At 62.9% G+C, this 20,698-nt stretch carries 18 protein-coding genes and 1 pseudogene; 11 read left to right on the forward strand and 8 right to left on the reverse strand.

The annotated features are described in order from the left end of the window. Positions 1-251: 251 nt before the first annotated feature. Positions 252-1,190, forward strand: a complete 939-nt coding sequence (choX, locus tag E4191_RS05790; RefSeq protein ID WP_135312569.1) for a choline ABC transporter substrate-binding protein — start codon at positions 252-254, stop codon at positions 1,188-1,190. Here choX and E4191_RS05795 read toward each other — a convergent pair. The 3 genes from E4191_RS05795 to E4191_RS05805 are packed head-to-tail and all read right to left on the reverse strand — an operon-like array spanning position 1,179 to position 4,525. Further along, positions 1,179-2,147 (reverse strand): GlxA family transcriptional regulator, encoded by a 969-nt coding sequence (locus E4191_RS05795; protein ID WP_135312570.1) that lies wholly within the window; start codon positions 2,145-2,147, stop codon positions 1,179-1,181. The genes choX and E4191_RS05795 overlap by 12 nt on opposite strands. A gap of 39 nt (positions 2,148-2,186) precedes the next feature. Beyond that, on the reverse strand, positions 2,187-3,605 hold the full coding sequence (locus E4191_RS05800; RefSeq protein WP_135312571.1) for a carnitine 3-dehydrogenase: 1,419 nt from the start codon (positions 3,603-3,605) through the stop codon (positions 2,187-2,189). Then, positions 3,602-4,525: a BKACE family enzyme gene (locus E4191_RS05805; protein ID WP_135312572.1), complete on the reverse strand. Its 924-nt coding sequence runs from the start codon at positions 4,523-4,525 to the stop codon at positions 3,602-3,604. The genes E4191_RS05800 and E4191_RS05805 overlap by 4 nt, the downstream gene beginning before the upstream one ends. Positions 4,526-4,664: 139 nt before the next feature. Between E4191_RS05805 and E4191_RS05810 the strand changes: the two genes are divergently transcribed. Further along, the gene (locus E4191_RS05810) at positions 4,665-5,636 is read left to right on the forward strand and encodes a helix-turn-helix domain-containing protein (protein WP_231714316.1); all 972 of its coding nucleotides are present in this window, start codon (positions 4,665-4,667) and stop codon (positions 5,634-5,636) included. A 261-nt stretch (positions 5,637-5,897) separates the two neighbouring features. Here the strand turns inward: E4191_RS05810 and E4191_RS05815 are convergent, their stop codons facing one another. Further along, complete coding sequence (locus E4191_RS05815; RefSeq protein ID WP_135312574.1) at positions 5,898-6,221, reverse strand: XRE family transcriptional regulator; 324 nt, start codon at positions 6,219-6,221, stop codon at positions 5,898-5,900. Positions 6,222-6,653: 432 nt separating this feature from the next. On the opposite strand from E4191_RS05815, the gene E4191_RS05820 reads away from it, so the two are divergent. The 4 genes and pseudogenes from E4191_RS05820 (at position 6,654) to E4191_RS05835 (ending at position 11,135) form a co-directional block, all read left to right on the forward strand. Continuing rightward, complete coding sequence (locus E4191_RS05820; RefSeq protein ID WP_135312575.1) at positions 6,654-8,060, forward strand: hypothetical protein; 1,407 nt, start codon at positions 6,654-6,656, stop codon at positions 8,058-8,060. A 208-nt stretch (positions 8,061-8,268) separates the two neighbouring features. Then, entirely contained in the window at positions 8,269-9,306 is a 1,038-nt protein-coding gene (gene dctP, locus E4191_RS05825; RefSeq protein ID WP_228461579.1) for a TRAP transporter substrate-binding protein DctP, read from the forward strand. 10 nt (positions 9,307-9,316) lie between these two features. Further along, positions 9,317-9,871 (forward strand): TRAP transporter small permease, encoded by a 555-nt coding sequence (locus E4191_RS05830; RefSeq protein ID WP_135312577.1) that lies wholly within the window; start codon positions 9,317-9,319, stop codon positions 9,869-9,871. Continuing rightward, a pseudogene (locus tag E4191_RS05835) lies at positions 9,868-11,135 on the forward strand (TRAP transporter large permease). Before E4191_RS05830 ends, E4191_RS05835 begins: the two are co-directional and overlap by 4 nt. A gap of 48 nt (positions 11,136-11,183) precedes the next feature. Here E4191_RS05835 and E4191_RS05840 read toward each other — a convergent pair. Together E4191_RS05840 and E4191_RS05845 are read right to left on the reverse strand one after the other, a co-directional pair. Beyond that, entirely contained in the window at positions 11,184-12,074 is an 891-nt protein-coding gene (locus E4191_RS05840) for a hydroxymethylglutaryl-CoA lyase (protein WP_135312578.1), read from the reverse strand. Further along, complete coding sequence (locus E4191_RS05845) at positions 12,071-13,282, reverse strand: CaiB/BaiF CoA transferase family protein (protein ID WP_135312579.1); 1,212 nt, start codon at positions 13,280-13,282, stop codon at positions 12,071-12,073. The genes E4191_RS05840 and E4191_RS05845 overlap by 4 nt, the downstream gene beginning before the upstream one ends. Positions 13,283-13,477: 195 nt before the next feature. Here E4191_RS05845 and E4191_RS05850 point away from each other — a divergent pair, with 195 nt between their 5' ends. Continuing rightward, positions 13,478-14,188 (forward strand): GntR family transcriptional regulator, encoded by a 711-nt coding sequence (locus E4191_RS05850; protein ID WP_135312580.1) that lies wholly within the window; start codon positions 13,478-13,480, stop codon positions 14,186-14,188. A 235-nt stretch (positions 14,189-14,423) separates the two neighbouring features. Here the strand turns inward: E4191_RS05850 and E4191_RS05855 are convergent, their stop codons facing one another. Next, positions 14,424-15,200 carry a FadR/GntR family transcriptional regulator gene (locus E4191_RS05855; protein WP_135312581.1) on the reverse strand — a complete coding sequence of 259 codons (777 nt, stop codon included), beginning with the start codon at positions 15,198-15,200 and terminating at the stop codon, positions 14,424-14,426. 138 nt (positions 15,201-15,338) lie between these two features. On the opposite strand from E4191_RS05855, the gene E4191_RS05860 reads away from it, so the two are divergent. From E4191_RS05860 to dgoD, 4 genes are all read left to right on the forward strand, one after another. Then, positions 15,339-16,379 (forward strand): TRAP transporter substrate-binding protein, encoded by a 1,041-nt coding sequence (locus E4191_RS05860; RefSeq protein WP_135312582.1) that lies wholly within the window; start codon positions 15,339-15,341, stop codon positions 16,377-16,379. A 72-nt stretch (positions 16,380-16,451) separates the two neighbouring features. Next, a complete protein-coding gene (locus E4191_RS05865) occupies positions 16,452-16,991 on the forward strand; it encodes a TRAP transporter small permease (protein ID WP_228461581.1) in 540 nt (179 codons plus the stop codon). Further along, complete coding sequence (locus tag E4191_RS05870) at positions 16,988-18,262, forward strand: TRAP transporter large permease (protein ID WP_135312583.1); 1,275 nt, start codon at positions 16,988-16,990, stop codon at positions 18,260-18,262. The genes E4191_RS05865 and E4191_RS05870 overlap by 4 nt, the downstream gene beginning before the upstream one ends. A 12-nt stretch (positions 18,263-18,274) precedes the next feature. Further along, positions 18,275-19,447, forward strand: a complete 1,173-nt coding sequence (dgoD, locus tag E4191_RS05875; RefSeq protein ID WP_135312584.1) for a galactonate dehydratase — start codon at positions 18,275-18,277, stop codon at positions 19,445-19,447. A gap of 619 nt (positions 19,448-20,066) precedes the next feature. Here the strand turns inward: dgoD and E4191_RS05880 are convergent. Further along, positions 20,067-20,660 carry a DJ-1/PfpI family protein gene (locus E4191_RS05880; protein WP_135312585.1) on the reverse strand — a complete coding sequence of 198 codons (594 nt, stop codon included), beginning with the start codon at positions 20,658-20,660 and terminating at the stop codon, positions 20,067-20,069. Positions 20,661-20,698 lie beyond the last annotated feature (38 nt).

A 20,698-nucleotide genomic window follows, 5' to 3' on the forward strand; every position in this document is an offset into this window, starting at 1 on the left:
GCCCCTTCTCTTGGTCCTTCGGCTGACCTGCTCCCATAGACGCTATCCTATGTCCACGGGACCACGCCTTGCTTTTACAGCTGTCCTATTTTTAGTCGACGCGCGAGTGTCGCCAGCCGCTGGCCGTCAGCATGAAATCAGCCCGTCTTTGCGCAACGGGACAAGTTTGCTTCGTCCTGTGCTAAGCCAAATGAATGGGATGCTCTACTCTTGCAGCATCTGCGGCCAATCCCCATCGGAGGAAAGAAAGAATGAAGCGCACGATCGTTTTCGCAACTCTCGTCTCGGCCACGACGCTGTCACCTGTCCATGCAGCCGAGGCCGAGGCATGCCGGGCCCCAAGCTTTTCGGACGTTGGTTGGACGGACATCACCGCGACGACCAGTGCCGCAGCAATTGTTCTGGAAGGGTTGGGATACACCCCTGAAATTCAGATCCTGTCGGTGGCGGTGACGTTTGAATCGCTAAGACAAGGTGACACGGACATTTTCCTAGGCAACTGGATGCCGTTGCAGGAGCCGCAGCAGAAGCCCCTGGTCGATGCCGGCGATATCGAGGTGATCCGCCCCAATCTGGAAGGCGCATTGATCGGCTTTGCCGTGCCCAAGGTGACCTATGACGCGGGGCTGAAGACCTATGCCGATATAGCCGCATTTCAAGACCAGCTGGGCGGGCAGATCTATGGCATCGAGGCAGGCAGCAGTGCCAACACCACGATCCTGAAGATGATTGAGGAGGACAGCTTTGGTTTGGGCGAGTTTGAGCTTGTCGAATCCAGTGAGCAGGGAATGCTGGCGCAGGTCCAACGTGCCATCGGGTCAGAGGACGCGATCCTGTTCTTCGGCTGGCGGCCCCACCCGATGAACGTGCGCTATGAACTGGAATACCTGACCGACGGCGACGACATGTTCGGGCCCAACGATGGCGAGGCGACCGTGCTGACGAACACCCGCAAGGGTCTGTCCGCCGACTGTCCAAATCTAGGCGCTTTCCTGGCCAATCTGGCCTTCACAGTCGAGGCCGAGGATATCATGATGTCCTATATCCTCGATGAGGGGTTGGAACCGCGCGATGCGGCAACGCGCTGGCTGACCGAGAACCCTGCCGTGCTGGACGGCTGGCTGGCAGATGTAATGACCTTTGACGGCCAGCCGGGACTAGCTGCCGTGACGACCGCCCTAAATCTTTGATCCGCGCCGGGCAGCCGTCGGCGGCTGCCCGAACCGCCGCCGGAAGGCGCGCGACAGCGAAGCGATAGATGAGAACCCCGTGCGCACGGCGATATCGGCCATGGGAAGATTTGTATCTACAACTAGCCTGCGGGCTAATTGTAGGCGTAAGGCCAGATAGTAGGCCGCCGGCGAGGTCTGGACCAGATCGCGGAAAAGACCTTCCAGGGTGCGGGTGGAACATCCTGTCCGGCCGGCGATCTCACGGATCGACAGCGGGGTGTCGAGATGCTGTTCCATGAGGGCGACGACCGGTGCCAAGCGCCGGTCCAGATGGCTGTGGCGGCCAAGCGAGACAAGGGGCTGCGCGTCGGTCGGCAGATGCACCTCGTCATAGACATAGACGCTCGCGACATTCAAAGCCGAGCTTGTCCCCTGCCGCGCCCGGATCAAGGCCAGCATGAAATCCAGCGCCGGGGCGGCACCTCCCGTGGTGAAGACCGGCCCGTCCACGACCCACCGGTCCGGGATCACGCGGATCTGTGGAAAGCGGGCTGCAAAATCCTCCAGATCCTCCCAATGGGTCGTGGCGCGGCGCTGATCCAGCAGTCCGGCCATCGCCAGCACCCAGCTGCCAGCCTCGATGCCGCCGACCATGCGGGCGTGCCGTGCGGCCTGACGCAAGGTCGCCAACAGGGCGGGTGTGGCATGGTGCGCAACATTAAAAGCGGCGACTACGATCAGCAGGTCGCAGTCGCCCTGCGCGGCCAGCGGACCGTCGACCTGCAGGGCCAGCCCGCAGCTTGTGCAGACCGGCTGGCCGTCGATCGACACGACCCGCCAGCGATAGGGCTGCTGCCCTGAGATGCGGTTGGCCGCGCGCATCGGGTCCAGCGTTGCCGCCACACTCATCAGGGACGCGTCGGGCAGGATCAGGATCGTTGCCGTCAGGGGCTGGTCGGATTGCTGGAACACCATCCGCGCCTCAATCCGGCAGCATCTGGCCCGGCGCCGATCTCAAGGCCGCAGGCCGACGGACCTGCCCGCGCCCTCGGGTGCCGGTATTCCGGCATGGCGGGCCACCCAGTCCGACAAGCGCGCAGCGACCGCCGGATCCGGGTCCGAGGTGCGCCGGATGGTCAGGTCCGTGTGCAGCAGCATCGTCTCGACCGTGGCGGCAAGAGTGTCATCGCGCCACAGGCGGTTGAACAGATGCAGCCGCTTGCCCGCACCCGCCAGCACCTGTGTGGTCACTGTCAGGCGATCGCCCGCCTGCACCTCGTCTAGATGCCGGATGTGGCTTTCGACCGTAAAGTAGCTCCGGCCCGACGCGATGTAGTCCGCATCGGCCCCAATCATTTGCATGAAGCGGTCGGTGGCCAGGGATGCCGTCTCCAGGTAATGCGTCTCGTTCATGTGGCCGTTATAGTCGGTCCAGCTGACGGGCACCTGCCGCATGGCGGTGACCGGCAAGCCGTCACGTTCCCCTGCATCGGGCAGGGCGGCCTCGTGGGCGGTGACAACTCCTCCCGCGCCGCTGCCGGTGCGGCGCAGGGCGCGGATCATCGCGACCACATTGTCATCGCGCAGGCGTTCCAGTTCACGGATCGATAGGTGACCCGATTGCGCGTCGGATTGCGTAGCGATTAGCTGGACCAGCTCGTCGTTGAACTCAGGCACGTCCATCAGCTTGGTCCAGGGCCAGGACAAGGCTGGGCCGAACTGGGCCATGAAATGGGCCATCCCGGCCTCTCCGCCCGCAATGCGATAGGTCTCGAACAGGCCCATCTGCGCCCAGCGGATGCCGAAGCCCATGCGGATCGCCTCGTCGATCTCGGCGGTCGTGGCGATGCCGTCCTTGACCAGCCACAGCGCCTCGCGCCACACGGCCTCCAGCAGGCGGTCGGCGATATGGGCGTCGATCTCGTGGCGGACCGTCAGGGGATACATGCCAATGCTGCGCAGGATATCAGCCGCCCGCGCGCAGGTGTCCGTATCGCCCACCAACTCGACCAGCGGCAGCAGATAGACCGGGTTGAATGGATGGGCGACGATGGCGCCCGTGCCCGCCGCGTTCAACTCGGACGGTCTGAAGCCCGAGGTGGACGACCCGATGATAGCCTGCGGCCCTGCCGCCTCCGCGATCATCGGCAGGATGCGGTGCTTGACCTCCAGGACTTCGGGGACGCTTTCCTGCACCCAGTCCGCGCCTGCGACTGCCGTGGCCAGATCGGCATGGAAGGTCAGACGCCCTTCGTGGGGCAGGGCGCAATCATAAAGTGCAGGCAGCGCTCGTCGGGCATTGTCCAGCACCGCGGCGATCTTGCGTTCCGCCTGCGGGTCGGGGTCCGCAACCGCGACGTCCCAGCCGTTCAGCAGGAACCGAGCCGCCCATCCGCCACCGATCACGCCGCCGCCAATGATCGCGGCCTTCATGCCGCCACCCCAGCGGGCCCGCGTTTGACCAGTCCCAGCCGGTCCCGCACAGCCTGCGGACCGATGATGCGGGCGCCCATGTTCTCAGTGATCGTGACCGCGCGTTCAACCAGTTGGGCATTGGTGGCCAACTGTCCCTTGCCCAGCCACAGATTGTCCTCCAGCCCGACGCGGATGTTTCCGCCCGCCAGCACGGCGGCGGCAACATAGGGCATCTGATCGCGTCCCAGGCTGAACGCCGACCAGCACCAATCCGTAGGCACCGCGTTCACCATCGCCAGAAAGGTGTTCAGATCATTGGGCGCGCCCCAAGGCACCCCCATGCACAGCTGCACCAGCGCCGGGCTAGTCAGCGTGCCCTCAGTGACCAACTGTTTGGCGAACCACAGATGGCCGGTGTCGAAGGCTTCGATCTCGGGCTTGACGCCAAGGGCGGTCATTATCGAGCCCATCGCGCGCAGCATGCCAGGCGTGTTCGTCATGACGTAATCGGCCTCGGCAAAGTTCATCGTGCCACAATCGAGAGTGCAGATCTCGGGCAGGCATTCGGCAATATGGGCCATCCGCTCGGTTGCACCGATCATGTCGGTGGCCTGCGCGTTGACGGGAAACGGGGCCTCGGTCGGGCCGAAGACGATGTCCCCGCCCATGCCCGCCGTCAGGTTCAGCACGACATCCACGTCTGCGTCGCGGATGCGATTGGTCAGCTCGCGGTAGAGATCCAGCCTGCGCGAGGGTGCGCCGGTCTCGGGGTCGCGCACGTGGCAGTGAACGACCGCCGCCCCCGCCCTGGCCGCGGCGATGGCGCTGTCGGCGATCTGGCGCGGGCTGCGCGGCACATGGGACGATCGGTCCTGCGTTGCGCCGGAACCGGTCACGGCGCAGGTGATGAAGACGTCCTTGGTCATGGCAAGCGGCATTGCGGGCTCCTGTTAGGTCACGCACCGAGGTTAGACCTTTTGCTGGCCTGCATCTTGTCCTAGTCAGTCATTTGATTGTCCTCGATTGTCATATTTTGCCATGCGCGTCACCTTTCTGTTGTTTGACGGCTTCTCGAACATGGTCCTGTCCTGTCTGCTGGAACCCCTGCGCGCGGTCCGCGATGGGGGGCGGGCGGATCTAGAGTGGCAGATCCTGACCGCAGGCGACGGGCCGGTCAGATCCTCCAGCGGGTTGATGGTGGCGCCCGACCCGCGGCAGACGGGCATGATCGATCTGCTGGTCGTCGTGGCGGGCTATGGCCATCGCGCTCACGCGCAGGGCCCCGCGCGGCGGCACGTCGCGGATCTGGCACGCCACAGCCGGCAGATCGTCGGCGCGGATACGGGGCCGTGGATTCTTGCCGCAGCCGGGCTGCTCGACGATCGCGAAGCGACGTTGCACTGGTCGCTGCTGCCCGAATTCGCCGAGGCGTTCCCCCATGTCCGGGTGATGTCTGTGGGTCACGTGACCACCGACCGGGTCTGGACCTGCGGTGGCGCCTCGGATGCGCTGGCGCTGATGCTGTCGCTGATCGGGACGCGCTTTGGTAAGGCAGACGCCTTCCTGGCCTCGACGATGTTCCTGCGTGACGATCCGCGTCCGCAGGGCGACGTGCCCGACCGTCTGGCGGATTTGGTGCGGGCCGGCTCCGCCCGTTTACGCCCTATCCTCGACCATATGTGCGAGACCATCGACGACCCCGCCCCCCTGTCCCGCCTCGCCGATCTGGGCGGCATGTCGCCAAGCAAGATGGACCGGCTGTTCAGGGCGGATCTGGGGATGTCGCCGGGTCAGTTCTACCAAATGCTCAGGCTGGCGCGGGCGCAGGATCTGGCGCGCACTACCCAGCTGAGCCTGCACGACATCGCCCTGCGCTGCGGATATTGCGATGCCCCCGCGCTGAGCAAGGCCTTTCGCCGTCGTTTTGGTTATCCAATTGGGCAGCTGCGCCAGCGTTGCTGCGAGTATGTGGAGCAAGCGACTGTAACCGAAGCAAAAAGGAAATCCGTAGACCCCAAGCCGGCATTCTGTAACGTTAGTTCGCTTTAAGTGTGGTAGACGATCGGCGCCACCGAGGGTCAGAAGTGGTCCCGTGGTCCCGTGATTGCTTTAACTCGGAAAACAGGAACGGGCAGGGACCGACCGTAGGTCTGCTTGATCCAGATATGTGAGTTGAGGAACGGGCAGCTTTTGACAGCTCCCCATTCCATGGCATTCTTCCCCACTTCCCGAAGATGGCGCGGAGGGCCATTCTTGATCGTGTCGTCAGCTTCGGACGGTGCTTCCTAAGGCATCGCGGATCTCTTCTAGCTAGGCACGTTCGTTGATGGTCGTCGGCGTCCCAAACACTTCCAGCACCGCGACGGACGCTGTCTTTCCCACAGCCTGCTCCAGCTCCAGGCGCATAAGGAAGCCTGGATCTGTCTCCAAGGCGCGGGCGAGGGCGGGCACACGGTCCAGTGGGATCTTCGATGCGACCATGTTGAACATCGAGAACATGCTGCCGTTCACAAAGACCGCTTTATGCGCGATCTGCTTCAGCGACTCTTTGTGCGCCAGAAGCTCGGTCTGTCGACGAAGGAAGACGGCAGCCAGGGTGGTTTCAAAGGGGTTGGGCATGGTTGTCTCGCCCATAAGCTGTTGCTGATGACACGAATCTAGCGGCCTGTGCGACGACATGCGCTTGGGAGTTGGTGCCGCGCCGACGGGACGTCCGAAGTCCTAGAACGGCGGCACTAAGGTCATGGGGGTGCTTCGGGACCCCGAACCATTTTTTTCCATGGACCCTCCACTTTCTAAAAATGGGCCATGCTATACAGGCAAATTTATCAAGACGGTGCACCTGCTGAAGTCCCGGTTTGTGACTGTCACGGCCTTGATAGGCGAATTGATGCCTTTATCAGTCAAAAGATTGATTTGTCCCCGGCCAATCGCGGCTTTGCCTTAACCACCTGCGTGGCATATGTGTGATACCCAAATTGAGGACACGGGCCACAGGACAAAGCAGTCGACCGGCCAGCGCGACTGCCTGATATTTCCCTTAACAAACTAAAGCGTAGAGCCCGCATGACCCTTTTCCAGATCCCGCCTTCCTATTCCTGGGCAGGCCTTTTGCCGGCCGGCGTGACCGCCTGCATGGTGGCATACGAGTATACCGGACTGTCGCATTTTGCGTTGGTAGCTTCGGGACTGGCAGTGGCTGCGGTCGCAGTCTTCAGCTTCAGTGTCCGTGCGTCGCGGGTGGCCTTCGTTCTGATTGGCTTGGCGCTGGTCATCTGGGCTGCGCTGACCACCACGAACTGGCTCGCCGCCACCGCAACTGCAACGCAACGTGGCGCCATGGTGATGGCGCTGTTCACGGCGTTGAGCGTGATCCGCAACGCCGCCATGACCTCCCCGGAGATCGTCGAATGCGGGCGGTTTCTGGCCCGCCAGCGACCCGGGCTGCGCTATAGTGCCCTGACGATCGGCGGGCATCTGTTCGGGTTGATCCTGCTCTATGGGTCCATCTCGTTACTCGGAACCCTGGCGACCGAGAGCACAGCGCACGAGCCTGATCGCCAGGTGCGTCTGCAGCGCACAAGGCGCATGATGATCGCCATTCAGCGCGGCTTCGCCTCCACCCTCTGCTGGTCGCCCCTGGGATTTTCCATGATCATCACCGTGTCGGTTGTGCCGGGGGCCAGCTGGGGGGCAGCGGCTCTGCCGGGGATCATCAGCGCGGTGATGGTGCTGGCGATCGGTTGGGGTTTGGATGCGCTCTACAAGCAGCGTAAAGCAGCGCTGGCAAAGGTGGCCGAAACCGAACGGTGGTCAGAGCATCTGCGCCCCTTGCTGGTGCTGCTGGGCGTGGTGTTGCTAGGGGTCGCCCTGCTGCACGCTCTGACCGGGGTCGAGGTGATCGGCGCGGTCATGTCGCTCGTGCCGGTGGTCGCGGTGTTGTGGATCGCCCTGCAGCAACCGCCGGAGGGGCAGACCCGGCTTCGCCATCTCCGTCAGCGAGCAGCCGAGTTCGTGACCCGCGAACTGCCCTCGTATCGGGGCGAGATCGTGTTGTTGTTCATGGCGGGCTTCATCGGCAGTCTGGGGGCCGTCCTGCTGGTGCCGCTGGTCCAGGGGCTGGGCCTCGATCTGCAGGCAGTCCCGCCGTGGATCATCGTGGCCGCAATGGTCTGGGTCATTCCGCTGACCGGGCAGCTGGGGATGAACCCCATTCTTGCCGTCTCGCTGCTGGTGCCGGTTCTGCCGTCACCCGAGGTGATGGGGATTTCTCCGACCGCGCTTGTCGTGGCGATCACCGGAGGATGGGCACTCAGCGGCGCGACCTCTCCCTTCACGGCATCCGTGCTTCTCGCCGCTGTATTGGGCAAGGTCTCCCCCTGGCGGGCGGGGATCGGCTGGAACGGCGTCTACGCACTTGTCGCCGGCAGCGCACTGACCCTCTGGGCGCTAACGCTATCAATCATATTGTGACGGTAGAAGTAATTAGGGCTGACCCGCTTGTCCGCCTTGTTTGAACCAGAATCCGACAGCCAGAACAGAAATTGTATGCAGCTATACGGACGGGCGATTCGTTAGGCCCAAATGCGTTGCGAAAGAGGCGCAAAAGGGAGGTGCGCTTTGCTTTACAGAGACTTTTCTGTATGCATTATGACAAGTAGTCGGCTCGTGGAGGGGGCATTTGCTCGGGGTTCGACTGCCGGAAATCATGGGAGGACAAACTATGAAATATGCGACAGTAGCTGCACTGATGTGCGGTGCAATGTATTTGGGCGTCAACGAAGCTGCCGCAGAGCGGGTGTTGCGGATGACCGTGCAGGTCGGCGCAAACCATCCGGTAGGCGCAAACACACATTATTTCGCCGAACAGTTGGACGAGATTTCGGGCGGTGAGATGACCGTGCGCGTCTTTGACAGCGCCCAGTTGTTCAAAGGTCAGGAAGTGCCCCAGGCCATCTCAAGCGGCGCGATAGATCTGGGGATCGTGCTGGCGGATGAATACGCCGGCTCGGTCCCCGCGGCCGGCATCTTTTCGGTCGCGTTCCTTTTCCCCGACTATGAAATCCTGGCCAGCGCAGCCGATCGCGAGGGCGAATTCCGCCAGACCTTTGACCAATTGCTGCTTGAGGCGGGCTCTAAGGTGCTATGGTGGCAGGATTACGGTCCTGTCCAGATGCTGTCCAAGGGCGCGCCGGTCGTCTCGCCCGAGGATATGCGCGGCAAGATGGTCCGCGCCACGGGCAAGCCGACAGGCGATCTGATCGAGGCCGCCGGCGGCTCAGCCGTGGTTGTGGGGGGCGCCGAGCAATTCGTTGCCTATCAGCGCGGCCTGGTGGATATCGGGATGAGCGGGACAACCGCCGTCAAGTCGCGTGCGCTTTACGAAGTGATGGATCACGTCACGATGACCAGCCACGGCCTTGCCGAGTTCATCGCGGTGATCAACCCCGCGCTGTGGGACAGCCTGTCCGAGCAGGAGCAGGCTTGGATGACCGAAGCCGCAGTTCGTGCAGAGGACCAGATGCGCGCCGGGACCGAGGCCGAAAATGTCGAGGCTGCCGAATGGCTGGCCGAGAACGGACATGCGACCGTAACCGAACTGACGCCCGAGCAGATCGCCGTCTGGCAGGAGGCCACACGCCCTGCAGTCGAGCAATTTCGCGAAGAGGCGGGCGAGGCCGGTGACCGGCTTTTGACCGCGCTGGACGCCTTGCGCTGAGAGAACGGGCATGACCTCACCGCGTGGCGCGCTGCGCCTTGCGGACGGGCTGTCGCTAATTGCGGCACGTCTGTCCGAGCTGGGCATCGTCGCCATGACGGTGTTACTGACCTATGAGGTGGTGGCGCGCTATGTCTTCCGCGCTCCCACGCACTGGACCTCGGATGTCGCCACCACGGTGATGATATGGCTGACGTTCCTCGCGATGGGCTATTGCCTGCGCGAGGGACACATGATCCGCATCACCGCCGTCATCGGGCAGTTGCCCCCGACAGGCCGCAAGGCTGCGGAGGCGCTGAGCCTGATCGCCATCCTGCTGTTTTCGGTCTTCGTGCTGTGGGTGACCAGTCGAGCGATGATGGATTCCATCGCCTTCGGGCGCCGGCAACCGTCGATGTTGCGGATGCCAACCTGGATCGCCGAGCTGCCGATCATTCTGGGCTTTGCCATTCTTGCGTTGCAGGCGCTGGCCGAACTGATCCGTCTGCCGGGCCGCCCCGCACCCGAATTTTCCAGCTCGGCTGAGCAGGAGCTGCCCCCTACGGACATGGAGGTGCGGCGATGACCCCCTTTCTGATTTTCGGCGCCTTGCTAGCACTTTTGCTGACTGGCATCCCGGTTGCGTTTACGCTTGGCATCCTTGGGGCAGGGCTGCTGGCGATCGACGGTTTGCCACTGTCGATGGTCGCCAGCACGCTGTTCGGCGGCATCAACGATTTTGTCCTGCTGGCCATTCCGTTGTTTCTGCTGATGTCGAACCTGCTTCTGCGCGGCGGGATCGGACGCGACTTGTTCGTAGCGATGCAGAGTTGGGTTGGGCACTGGCCAGGGGGCTTGGGCATCGCCGCCCTTTTATCCTGCGGTGTCTTCTCGGCCATCTCGGGCAGTTCGATCACGACCGCTGCGACGGTCGGCACCGTCGCCATTCCCGAAATGATCAAGCGTGGGTATTCGCGCAGCCTGACACTCGGCCTGATGGCTGCAGGCGGCACGCTAGGGATCATCATCCCGCCCTCGGTCCCGCTGATCATCTATGGCGCGATCACCGAACAGAGCATCGGCCAGCTATTTCTGGCGGGGGTTGGCCCCGGCATCCTACTTATCGTGCTGTTCGGGATCTACGTGGTGATCGCCTCGGCTATCCAGGGCACGCATCAGGCGATGCCGCGAGCGACCTGGCCCGAGCGACTAAATGCCACTCGCCGCGCCTTGCCGACGCTGCTGTTGGCGGGCACGATCCTTGGGGGATCTACGGCGGGATCTTCACGCCGACCGAAGCGTCAGGCATCGGCGCGGCGGTCGCGTTACTGATCTTGGCGGCCAGCGCGCGGCTTAGCCGCAACGTCTTCCTGGGCGCGGTGCGGGACACGGTCAAGACGACGACGGTGATCTTTCTCATCGTGATCGGCGCCAAGATATTTGGGCAGGCAATTACCCTATATCAGCTGCCTGCGCAGCTGGCTTGGCTGTTCGAGGATTACTTCAACACCGCCACGCTGGCACTGCTGCTTATCGCAGCGATGTTGATATTTATCGGCTTTTTCTTGGAAAGCATGTCGATGCTGCTGATCATGGTCCCGGTGCTTATGCCCACTGTCTTAGCTCTTGGAATTGATCCGATCTGGTTCGGCATCTTCTTCGTGTTGCTGATCGAGATCGCACTGATCACGCCGCCCGTCGGGTTGAACCTGTTCGTCATCCAGTCGCTCGACCGGGCGCCGCTTGGCGTGGTGGCACGGGGCGCGTTGCCCTTTGTCGCAATCATGCTGGGATCGGTCATTCTGATTGCAGTGTTTCCACAGATCGTTCTGGCGATACCGGGGCTCTAGCGGCTGGCGCCCGGCCACTTGGCCGGGCGCCAATCAAAACAAGACAGGTCAGGCGCCGAACCAGCCCGCGCGGGCCAGCTGGCCCGTGATCTTGTCGGGAACGCGCTCGGACAGCCACTCGACCAGCACGGCCAGTCGGTCATGGTCAAGGCCCGTGACAATGCCTTCGCGCTCCAAAAGGTAATTAACGTCCTCGGTTGCGATGTTACCGGTCGCGCGCGGGGCGAAGGGGCAACCACCAAGCCCTCCGATGGCCGCATCGATTATGCTGGCCCCCCGTTCCAACGCCGCCATCAAGTTCGCATAGCCGGTGTTGCGGGTGTTATGCAGATGAACGCCCCATGGCATTGCCCCGATAACGGAGCAGCAGGCCTCATGCACCCGCGCGATGTCGCGCGGTGCAGCGACACCGATCGTGTCTGCAAGCACAATCCGGTCCGCGCCCGCCGCGAGCAGCGCCTCGGCCATATGGGCGACCCGGGACGGCGCGACCTCGCCCTCGAAAGGGCAGCCATATGCCGTGGCGATCACCCCTGTCAGACTACGCCCGGCTTGGCCTACCATTGGCGCGATGGCAGCAAAGGCCGCGACGCTCTCATCGCTGCCCATGTTCTGGTTTCGCCGGCAAAACGTGTCCGAGGCAACGACGGCGAAGCGCAGTGCGGTCACACGGGTAGCCAGTGCTCGCTCGGCCCCCTTGCGGTTCAGGACCAGGGCGGCCAACTGCACCGCCGGCAGCGGAGGCAGCGCCGCCAATAGCTCTTCAGCGCCTGCCATCTGGGGCACGCGGGCCGGGTTCACCATGCTGACCGCTTCGATCTGGCGCAGTCCCGCCGCAGCCAGCTCAGTGACCATATGCGCCCGCTCTTCGACCGAGAATATGCGCGCGAGATTTTGCAGGCCGTCGCGTGGGCCGACCTCGCAGATTGTGATACTCATATCACTCCTCGCGTCTTGAGATCAGCGATCTCGCTTTGGTCGAGACCGATCCGACTATAGATTTCGGCATTGTGGGCCCCGATCTCCTGCGGTCCCAGCCATGCAACATCGCCGGGCGTTTCGGACAGAACCGGGAAGACGCCGGGGATGGTGATGGTGCCGAAGTCGTCGTCATGATGCTCGCGCACCATACCGCGTTCGCGGAAATGCGGGTCGTCGACGACCTGTGCAATTGAATTGATAGGACCGTAGACGACCCCGAACTCTTTCAGGCGCGCTTTCAGCTCGGGCATTTCCAGCGACGAGGACCATTCCGCGACCATCGAATCCAGCTGGTCTGCATGATCGCCCCGCGCGATATGGGTCACGAAGCGAGGATCATCCGCCAAGTGGGTTTGACCCATGGCCTGCGTCAGACGACGGAACATGGAATCCACATTGGCCGCGATGACGATATAAGTGCCATCCTTCGCCGGGTAGATGTTCGAGGGAGCGATCTTCGCGATCCCTGTCCCCGAGGGCTGACGGATCGCGCCGGCCTTCGAATATTCCGTAACCGTGCTTTCCAACATCGCAAAGCAGCTTTCCGTGATGGCCGCATCCACCACTTGGCCGCGCCCCCCGTTCCGGTCGCGGCGATAAAGCGCCATCATCATCCCCTCGAAAGCAAACAGCGCCGTCAGGGTGTCGCCAAGCGAGATGCCGTAGCGCGGCGGCGGCATGTCGGGATAGCCGTTGATGTAGCGCATGCCCGACATCGCTTCGCCTACCGAAGCGAAGCCCGGACGCTCCGCATAAGGCCCCGTCTGGCCGAAGCCTGAAACTCGCACGATCACCAGCCCGGGGTTCAGGGCCTGCAACTGGGCCGGGCTCATACCCCATTTCTCAAGTGTGCCGGGCTTGAAGTTCTCGATCAAGACATCGGCTTCAGCAATCAGCTTGCGTGCCAGATCCTGGCCTTCTTCCTTGCGCAGGTTGATTGAGACCGACTTCTTGTTCCGCGCCATGATAGGCCACCATAGTGTCTTGCCTTCGTGCTGAAGTCGCCCCCAGTTGCGGATCGGGTCGCCACTGCCGGGTGCCTCGATCTTTAGGACTTCAGCCCCGAAATCGGCGCAGCGACTGCCGACAAACGGCCCGGCTAGTAGCTGCCCCATCTCCACGACCCGAAGGCCCTGCAGCGGCCCGAACGGTGTTTCACCTGACATGGCGATCCCTCCCTGATGTGTCTAGGATATTTGTATTCCGGCACAGGTATAATTTGTATCCATTTGTGGCCGGCTGAAGTAAATTTTGCCGTGCCGTTTATTCGGACCGGTGTTTCTGCACCCATTCGAGGGATTGTAATGCCACAAGCCAGATGGTGAACTGCGCCGGAACAGCAAGTGTCGGAAGGGCTTGAGATGCAGCCGGGATCTTCGGAAAGTGCGTCCAGACGGGCCTATCGCGAGTTGCGCCAAGCGATCCTGGAGCGGCGCTTGCCAGCCAACCGCAAGGTGACCGAGGTTGGCCTTGCCGAAAACCTTGGGATTTCTCGCACACCTATCCGGGAGGCAATCAAGCGCCTTCTGCTGGAGGGGCTGCTGGAGCGGCGCAAGGGGCAGGGCCTATGGTGCGTGGTCCCCGATGCAGACGAGGTTCGCGAGATCTTTGAGCTGCGGCTGCGCCTTGAATCCTATGCCGCCGCAAAGGCGGCCGAGCGGGCAAAGCCAGCGCAGGTTGAGGCGCTGGTCGCGTCCGCCCGCCGGATGAACGAGTTGACGCAGGTCGCTGTGGACAGTGAGGCGCTGATCGCAAGCATTGACCGAGAAAATGCTCACTTTCACAGCCTGATTGCGGAAGCGACGCAGTCTCAAAGATTGATGCACCTGATCCGGGCGACGGTGGACTTGGCGCTGGTGACGCGCACCTTTCGCCAGTTCACAGCGGACCAGCGCCGCCGTTCGGCACAGCACCACCTTGAGATTGCAGCCGCCATTGCTGCTCGCAAGCCGCACTGGGCCGAGCGGATGATGCAAGTCCACATCTTATCAGCTGAAGACACGATGGACAGCATTCCCAGTGCGGATGTTCCCGCGGATGACCGACTGAGCCAAACCAATAACGATGATTAAATAACTTTGCATGATACCCCGTTGGCCTGTCATGCGGCTACGCAATGGGCGGAAAGCAGACTGACGGCAGTGCGGCATGGTAACTGCAGCATTGATCCGAAGCAGACACTCAATGCGCTACGTCAGCCGCCGGCCTTAGATCCATCAATCAGAAAGGACCCGGCCGCGAGGAGGGCGTCCACGGTATCCTAAATTCATGGAGCCAAAATACAACGCCTTGAACTTCTGAAGCAGCTTACAGGCGCGGGCGCTGCCGCTCCGCGACGGTGCGGTTCAACTCTAGCATTGCAGCCATCGCTTCTCGGGCGGCGGCGGGATCGCGGGCGGCGATAGCCTCGGCGACGGCGATGTGGCCCTCGCGACTGACCTTGTCGTTGCTGTCGTCCGCGACACCCAGCTCGTAGGAGACGCGCAGCATGGTAAGGATCAGCTGGCGCATCTGGCGCATAACGTCGTTGCCGGTCATGTCAAACAGCGTGACGTGGAACTGACAGTCGGCGGCGAACCGCGCCTCGACATCGTCCTCCGCCGGGTGGATTGCCTGCGCCGCCGCGAGCAGCGTCTCGATCTGGCGGGCGGATGCGCGCTCGGCGGCCAGCGCGGCAGCGGCGGGCTCGATGATCGTGCGCAGCTCGGTTGTTTCGGCAAAGATGCGGCGGATGCGGGGGTGGTCGGGACGGTGCCAGCAGACGACGTCACTGTCGATCAGGTTCCATTCGTCGACCGGCCGCACGCGTGTGCCGTAGCGCCGTGCCGTCCGCACCAGCTGCTTACCCGAAAGCACCTTGATCGCGTCGCGGACCGTCGCGCGGCTGACCCCGAGGCTGTCGGCCAACTCCGCCTCGGTCGGCATCACCTCGTCGGGACGATAGATGTCGTTGGAGATGCGCCGCCCCAAGGTCTCGACTGCCTGCTTGGCCGCCCCCGTTGGCAGAGACGAGGCGTAATCCGTCGGGATCTTCAGATCCAGCACGCGCCGCGCGCTGCCCGTCACACCCTGCGAGATATCCATTTCGAAACCACCTTTACATATGATCTAGAGAGCGGCATCATGTGACCTATGTAGCCCCGCGCGGGCTATTATGGCAACGGCCGGAGCGGGTGGAGGACCCAGAGCCGGATAAACCGGGCCCCAGGGAGGATGACAGGAATGACAATCAGAACCGCATTTTGCGCGGCGGCTTTAGCTGCATGCGTCAGCGTCTTCGGCTTGGCAAAGGCCGACGCGATGGAAATCAAGTTCGGGATCGGGATGCCGGAAGGCGACTCTCCCGAATACAACGCCTTGGTCCGCTTCAAGGACTATGTCGAGTTCAAAACCAACGGCGAGATCACCGTGCGCCTGTTTCCCAACAATCAGTTGGGTGGCGAGCGCGAGATGATCGAGATGGTTCAGCAGGGCAGCCTTGAGCTGAGTTTCCCCGCGGATGGAGCGATGGCGGGCTTCTACCCGCCAATGCAGGTCTGGTCGATCCCCTACCTGTTCGAGTCCGCTCCCGTCGCATGGCGCGTCCTCGAGAGCGAGTTCGCCGATAGCATGCGCGAGGACGTGCTGGAACAAACCGGCATCCGCGCGCTGGCCTTCTCGCAAAACGGCTTCCGGTCCTTCACCAACAACGTGCGCCCGATCATTAACCCCGCCGACATGGCCGGGCTGAAGATCCGCACGATGGAAAGCCCGGTTTACATGGAGATGGTCGGCGCCCTCGGCGCGACCGCCGTGCCAATAAGCGGGGCCGAGGTGGTGATGGCCCTGCGCCAAGGCGTCGTCGACGGACAAGAGAACCCTCCGGCCGTGGTCTACACCGGTGGGCATGGCGAGGTGCAGCGCTACTACACGCTGAACGAGCATACATTTGGGCTGCATGTGATTATCGCGAATGAGGATTGGTTTTCCAGCCTCGAGCCTGGCCACCAGCAAGTGATCCAGGACGCCGCCAAGCTGATGGCCTGGACCGAGAACCTGCAGAAGACCGAAGGTGACTGGCGCTTCAGCCGACAGCTGGCCGACGAGTTGGGGATGGAGATCCACGTCTCGACCCCCGAGGAGAAGGCCGCTTTCCGCGATATTGCGCAACCTCCGGTCATGTCCTTCATCCGCGGAAATGTCGGCGACGAACTGGTGGACGAGCTGCTGGCCACGGTCGAGGATACGAAGGTCAGGCTCTACGGTAGCGACGCCGCCGAGTAACCTTTCAAGCGCTCTGCCCTGTGGCGCCATTCGTCGCCGGGCAGGGACTTGGCTCTTCAGGAAGTTGATCCCATGATCCAGGCAGCCACCTTGGCCGCGCGGCTTCTGGCCCGCAGCACCGAGATCCTTGCGGCGCTTCTGATGATCGCCGTCACGGTGCTGAACCTGACGCAGGTCGGCGGGCGCTATCTCTTCGCGACCGGCTTCAGCTGGACCGAGGAAGTGATGCGGTATTCTATGATCTGGCTGATGATGCTGGGCAGTGTCGCGTGCATCTACCGGGTCGAACATATGGGCATCGAGGCACTGGAAACGCTGGTTCCGCCCCACCGCGTGCATCTGGTAAAGTCCGCACTTTACACCGTCGCCGCAATCTTCTGCGCCGTGATTCTGATCTATGGCTGGCCGCTCGCCATGCGAAACGCGGCTCAGGTGGCGCCCGCCTCGGGCATCCCGATGGTCGTCCCCTACATGGCCTTGCCGGTCGGAGCGGGGCTGATGCTGGTGCAGATCGCACTCAGCTGGCTGTCCGGGTTCGAACCCGAGGGTGACCAGACCGGCGGCGGCGATGTCGCGGCGCCCGGCAGCGACCGCGAACGGGGCGTGCAATGATCTGGGTCGGTGCGCTTGGCCTAGGCCTGCTGTTCATCGGCGTGCCCGTCGCCTTCGCGCTCGGACTTGCCGGGATGCTGGGTGTCTGGATGACGGGCATTCCCCTCAGCGTCACCGCGACGCGCCTGTTCACCGGCGTGGACAGCTTTGTCTTTCTCGCCGTGCCCTTCTACATCCTTGCCGCCGAAATCATGAGCCAGGGCGGCATCACCGCGCGGCTGATCTCGATTGCCTCCGTCGCCACCGGCTGGCTGCGGGGCGGGACAGCCTTTGCCAATATTGGCACCTCGGTCATGTTCGCCGGCATCTCGGGCTCGGCCGTGGCGGATGCGGCGGCTCTTGGCCGGGTGTTCACCGAGGAGATGCCGAAAGAGGGCTATACCCGCGAATACTCCGCCGCAGTAACCGCGGCCTCGTCGATCATCGGGCCAATCATTCCGCCCTCCGGCCTTGCCATCATCATGGCGGCCGTCACCGGCTTGTCGGTCATCGACCTGTTCCTTGCCGGCATCGGACCGGGGCTGCTGATGGCCGCCGCCTGCGCGGCCGTGGTCGCCGTCGGTGCCTTGCGTGGCCGCTTGCCGCGCCCCCGCCGCCGCGCGCCGAGCGGCGACAGTGCGCTGAAGATGGTGGTCGAGGCGCTGGCCGTCATTACCCTGCCGGTCATCATCGTGGGCGGCATGATTGCCGGCATCTACACCGCCACCGAGGGCGGCGGCATCGCAGTCGTCTATGCCATCTTCCTGTCGGTTGTGGTCTTCCGCGCCATGACGCTGCACGGTTTGTGGCTGGCCTTCCTGCGTGCGGCCCGCACCTCGGCCAGCATTTACCTTCTGGTCGCCGCCGCCACTATCCTGTCTTACGCGCTGAACCTGCTGGGCATCGCCGATTGGGTCGCTGGTGCGGCCGGCATCTTCCAGGACAGTCCGATCCTGTTCCTGTTCGCCGTCGCCCTGCTCATGCTGGTTCTTGGCACCTTCCTCGACATCGGCGCCGCGATCCTGATCTTCGCGCCGCTGCTGATGCCGGTGGTGCGCGAGCTGGGGATCGACCCGTTGCAGGCGGCGATGGTCATCATGCTGACGCTGGCGATGGGCCTCGTGACGCCGCCCGTCGGCGTCGTGCTGTTCGTGGTGATGCGGGTCGGGCGGATCGGGCTGATCCCCCTGATGCGGGCGCTCGTCCCCTTCCTACTCGCCCAGCTGATCGCCATCGCGATCATCTGCTTGGTGCCCGGCATTTCCTCCTACCTTCCCAGCCTTCTCAACTGACGCGGAACATCCATGAAAATCACCGGCATCAACTCCACGATCGTGAACGCGATCCATCGCAACTGGATCTTCGTAAAGGTCCAGACCGACCAGCCGGGCCTGCATGGCTGGGGTGAGGCGACGCTGGAATGGAAGACCCGCGCCGTTACCGGCGCCGTCGAGGATCTCGCGCCCTTCGTCATTGGCGAAGACCCCCGCCGGATCGAACACATCTTCGCCAAGATGACCCGCTTCAGCTTCTGGCCGCTTGGCGCCATCGGGCTGTCTGCGGTCTCCGCCATCGATCAGGCATTGTGGGACATCAAGGCTAAGGATCTGGGCGTGCCGGTCTGGCAGCTTCTGGGCGGGCAAGTCCGCGATCAGGTGCGGGTCTATACCCACCTTCGCCGCGCCAAGATCGGCGCGCAGGTCGGGACCGAAGACATCAGCGCCTTCTGCGACGCGGTGCAGGAAACGGTCGAGATGGGCTACAACGCCGTCAAGCTGGGTTTCGTGCCTTATTGCGGCTACGAGGCGACGCTGCGCGACGTCCTGCATGTCGAAAAGGCCGCCCACGCCGTGCGAGAGAGGGTCGGGCCTGATGTCGCGATCATGACCGACTTTCACGGTCGTCCCGCCTCGGTTGAGGCTGCGCGCGCCTTTATCGAGGTGATCGCACCCATCCGCCCGTTGTTCGTCGAGGAGCCGATCCAGCCCGGCAACGCCGCTGCGATGGCCGATCTGGCCCGCCGCGTCGATTGCCCCCTGGCCACGGGCGAGCGGCTGTTCACGCCCCGAGAGTTTGCCGAACTGGCCGAGCTTCGCGCCGTCAGCCACGTCCAGCCAGATCTCAGCCATTGCGGCGGCCTGACGGGCGGGCGCCGCATCGCCGCCGTCGCCGAGGCCGGCCAGATGGGTATCGCGCCCCACAATCCGATGGGTCCGGTGGCTGGTGCCGTCGCGCTGCACTTCGACGTGGCAACGCCGAACTTCCTGATCCAAGAGGAAGCAGTGGGTCTTGTCCCGTGGTTCGACGAGGTCTTCTCGCACCCGATGCAGCTTCAGGACGGTTGCTGGACCATCCCCACCGGTTCCGGCCTTGGTATCGAGATCAACGAAGCTGCCGCCGCAAAGCATCCTTTCCAGCCGGAGATCGTGCCGGCGCTGGATGCGATCCTGCCGGATGGAACGATCGCCAACTGGTAGTCAGCGAAGGTTCGCAACCAGATCGAAGTGAACGTGCCTCGGCGTTTAAAGCTTCATACAACATCTTCCTCCCGCTGCGGATTTAGCAGTAAGAGGCGATCGTCATATCTGCATCGCCTCCGCAAATAGAACAACTTCCTCGCCGCTCTCCGGAGCAACCTTTGAGAAAAGCTTCTTTGAGAGGTGCAATCCGCAGGCAGATCCGTCCAGGGTCGCTATCTACGATCTTTGCAGCTATTCCCCCCCGGGCCAGCACAAACGACCGGTTCTGGGAAGCTGCGCCGCAGCACCCGGTCGAGCCTGACCGTCCACAATGGGCCGCCAGTGCTTCAACCTCATCTCCGCGGAAGCTGCATAGCGATGCGAAGGATTGGAACGACGTTTTTATGAAGCCGCGTGGCGGCCCGTCTATGACAGGCGGCAGCGGTCCGTCAGCGGCTGCCTGATTTGAACGAAACGCAGCGGTGCGCCTAAAGAGGTGAGCTATAGTCCTATCAAGCCCTATCTCGTCCGGCCGCTCTCTAACCGAACGAGCACCGCATGGGCCTAGCTGTGTGCGGCCACCCGCCGCCAAACGGGTGGCCAGGGATCATAGAACCGACCGGGTCACGAACCGCACCTAAGTATGGCGGATCTCGGTTCCCAGGACTTTCAGGCACTCCCTCATGAAGGCTGCGAGGGCGGTCCAGCCTTTGCCCGACACCATGTTACCATCGACATAGGCCTCCTTGGGACCCGCATCATAGTAGATGCCCCCGACGGCAGCCACCTCGGGTGCGCATGCCGGCAGGCAAGCAACCGTGCGGCCCTTGATCACGCCGGGAACTGCCATGAGGATCTGCACGCCGTGGCAAATTGTGAAGATGGGTTTGCCGGTCTCGTGGAAGTGTCTGACCATAGTCTGCACGCGAGGATCGGTGCGGATGTATTCCGGTCCACGACCACCCGCAGCGTAGACCGCATCATAACTGTCAAGTTCACCTTCGACCTCGGCAAAAGTCTTGTTGATCTCGGCGTTATGGCCCGGCTTTTCCGTGTAGGTCTGGTGCCCCTCAAAATCATGGAGCGAGGTGGCGATCATGTCGCCAGCGTTTTTATCAGGGCAGACGACATGGACGGTATGGCCAACAGCCTCCATTCCCTGCTGGAAAACAAAGATCTCGTATTCCTCGGTGAATTCACCGCAGAGCATGAGGATTTTCTTGCCGTTCATTTGGTTTCTCCTGGCGTCGTATCGGGATCGTTTCGGAT

Source organism: Paracoccus liaowanqingii (assembly GCF_004683865.2).
Taxonomy (GTDB): Bacteria; Pseudomonadota; Alphaproteobacteria; order Rhodobacterales; family Rhodobacteraceae; genus Paracoccus; species Paracoccus liaowanqingii.

What these genes read in the sequence shown, in the direction of transcription:
- choX (WP_135312569.1), top strand. Translation starts at nt 252, where the DNA reads ATGAAGCGCACGATCGTTTTCGCAACTCTCGTCTCGGCCACGACGCTG.
- E4191_RS05795 (WP_135312570.1), bottom strand. Translation starts at nt 2,147, where the DNA reads ATGGTGTTCCAGCAATCCGACCAGCCCCTGACGGCAACGATCCTGATC.
- E4191_RS05800 (WP_135312571.1), bottom strand. Translation starts at nt 3,605, where the DNA reads ATGAAGGCCGCGATCATTGGCGGCGGCGTGATCGGTGGCGGATGGGCG.
- E4191_RS05805 (WP_135312572.1), bottom strand. Translation starts at nt 4,525, where the DNA reads ATGCCGCTTGCCATGACCAAGGACGTCTTCATCACCTGCGCCGTGACC.
- E4191_RS05810 (WP_231714316.1), top strand. Translation starts at nt 4,665, where the DNA reads ATGGTCCTGTCCTGTCTGCTGGAACCCCTGCGCGCGGTCCGCGATGGG.
- E4191_RS05815 (WP_135312574.1), bottom strand. Translation starts at nt 6,221, where the DNA reads ATGGGCGAGACAACCATGCCCAACCCCTTTGAAACCACCCTGGCTGCC.
- E4191_RS05820 (WP_135312575.1), top strand. Translation starts at nt 6,654, where the DNA reads ATGACCCTTTTCCAGATCCCGCCTTCCTATTCCTGGGCAGGCCTTTTG.
- E4191_RS05830 (WP_135312577.1), top strand. Translation starts at nt 9,317, where the DNA reads ATGACCTCACCGCGTGGCGCGCTGCGCCTTGCGGACGGGCTGTCGCTA.
- E4191_RS05840 (WP_135312578.1), bottom strand. Translation starts at nt 12,074, where the DNA reads ATGAGTATCACAATCTGCGAGGTCGGCCCACGCGACGGCCTGCAAAAT.
- E4191_RS05845 (WP_135312579.1), bottom strand. Translation starts at nt 13,282, where the DNA reads ATGTCAGGTGAAACACCGTTCGGGCCGCTGCAGGGCCTTCGGGTCGTG.
- E4191_RS05850 (WP_135312580.1), top strand. Translation starts at nt 13,478, where the DNA reads ATGCAGCCGGGATCTTCGGAAAGTGCGTCCAGACGGGCCTATCGCGAG.
- E4191_RS05855 (WP_135312581.1), bottom strand. Translation starts at nt 15,200, where the DNA reads ATGGATATCTCGCAGGGTGTGACGGGCAGCGCGCGGCGCGTGCTGGAT.
- E4191_RS05860 (WP_135312582.1), top strand. Translation starts at nt 15,339, where the DNA reads ATGACAATCAGAACCGCATTTTGCGCGGCGGCTTTAGCTGCATGCGTC.
- E4191_RS05865 (WP_228461581.1), top strand. Translation starts at nt 16,452, where the DNA reads ATGATCCAGGCAGCCACCTTGGCCGCGCGGCTTCTGGCCCGCAGCACC.
- E4191_RS05870 (WP_135312583.1), top strand. Translation starts at nt 16,988, where the DNA reads ATGATCTGGGTCGGTGCGCTTGGCCTAGGCCTGCTGTTCATCGGCGTG.
- dgoD (WP_135312584.1), top strand. Translation starts at nt 18,275, where the DNA reads ATGAAAATCACCGGCATCAACTCCACGATCGTGAACGCGATCCATCGC.
- E4191_RS05880 (WP_135312585.1), bottom strand. Translation starts at nt 20,660, where the DNA reads ATGAACGGCAAGAAAATCCTCATGCTCTGCGGTGAATTCACCGAGGAA.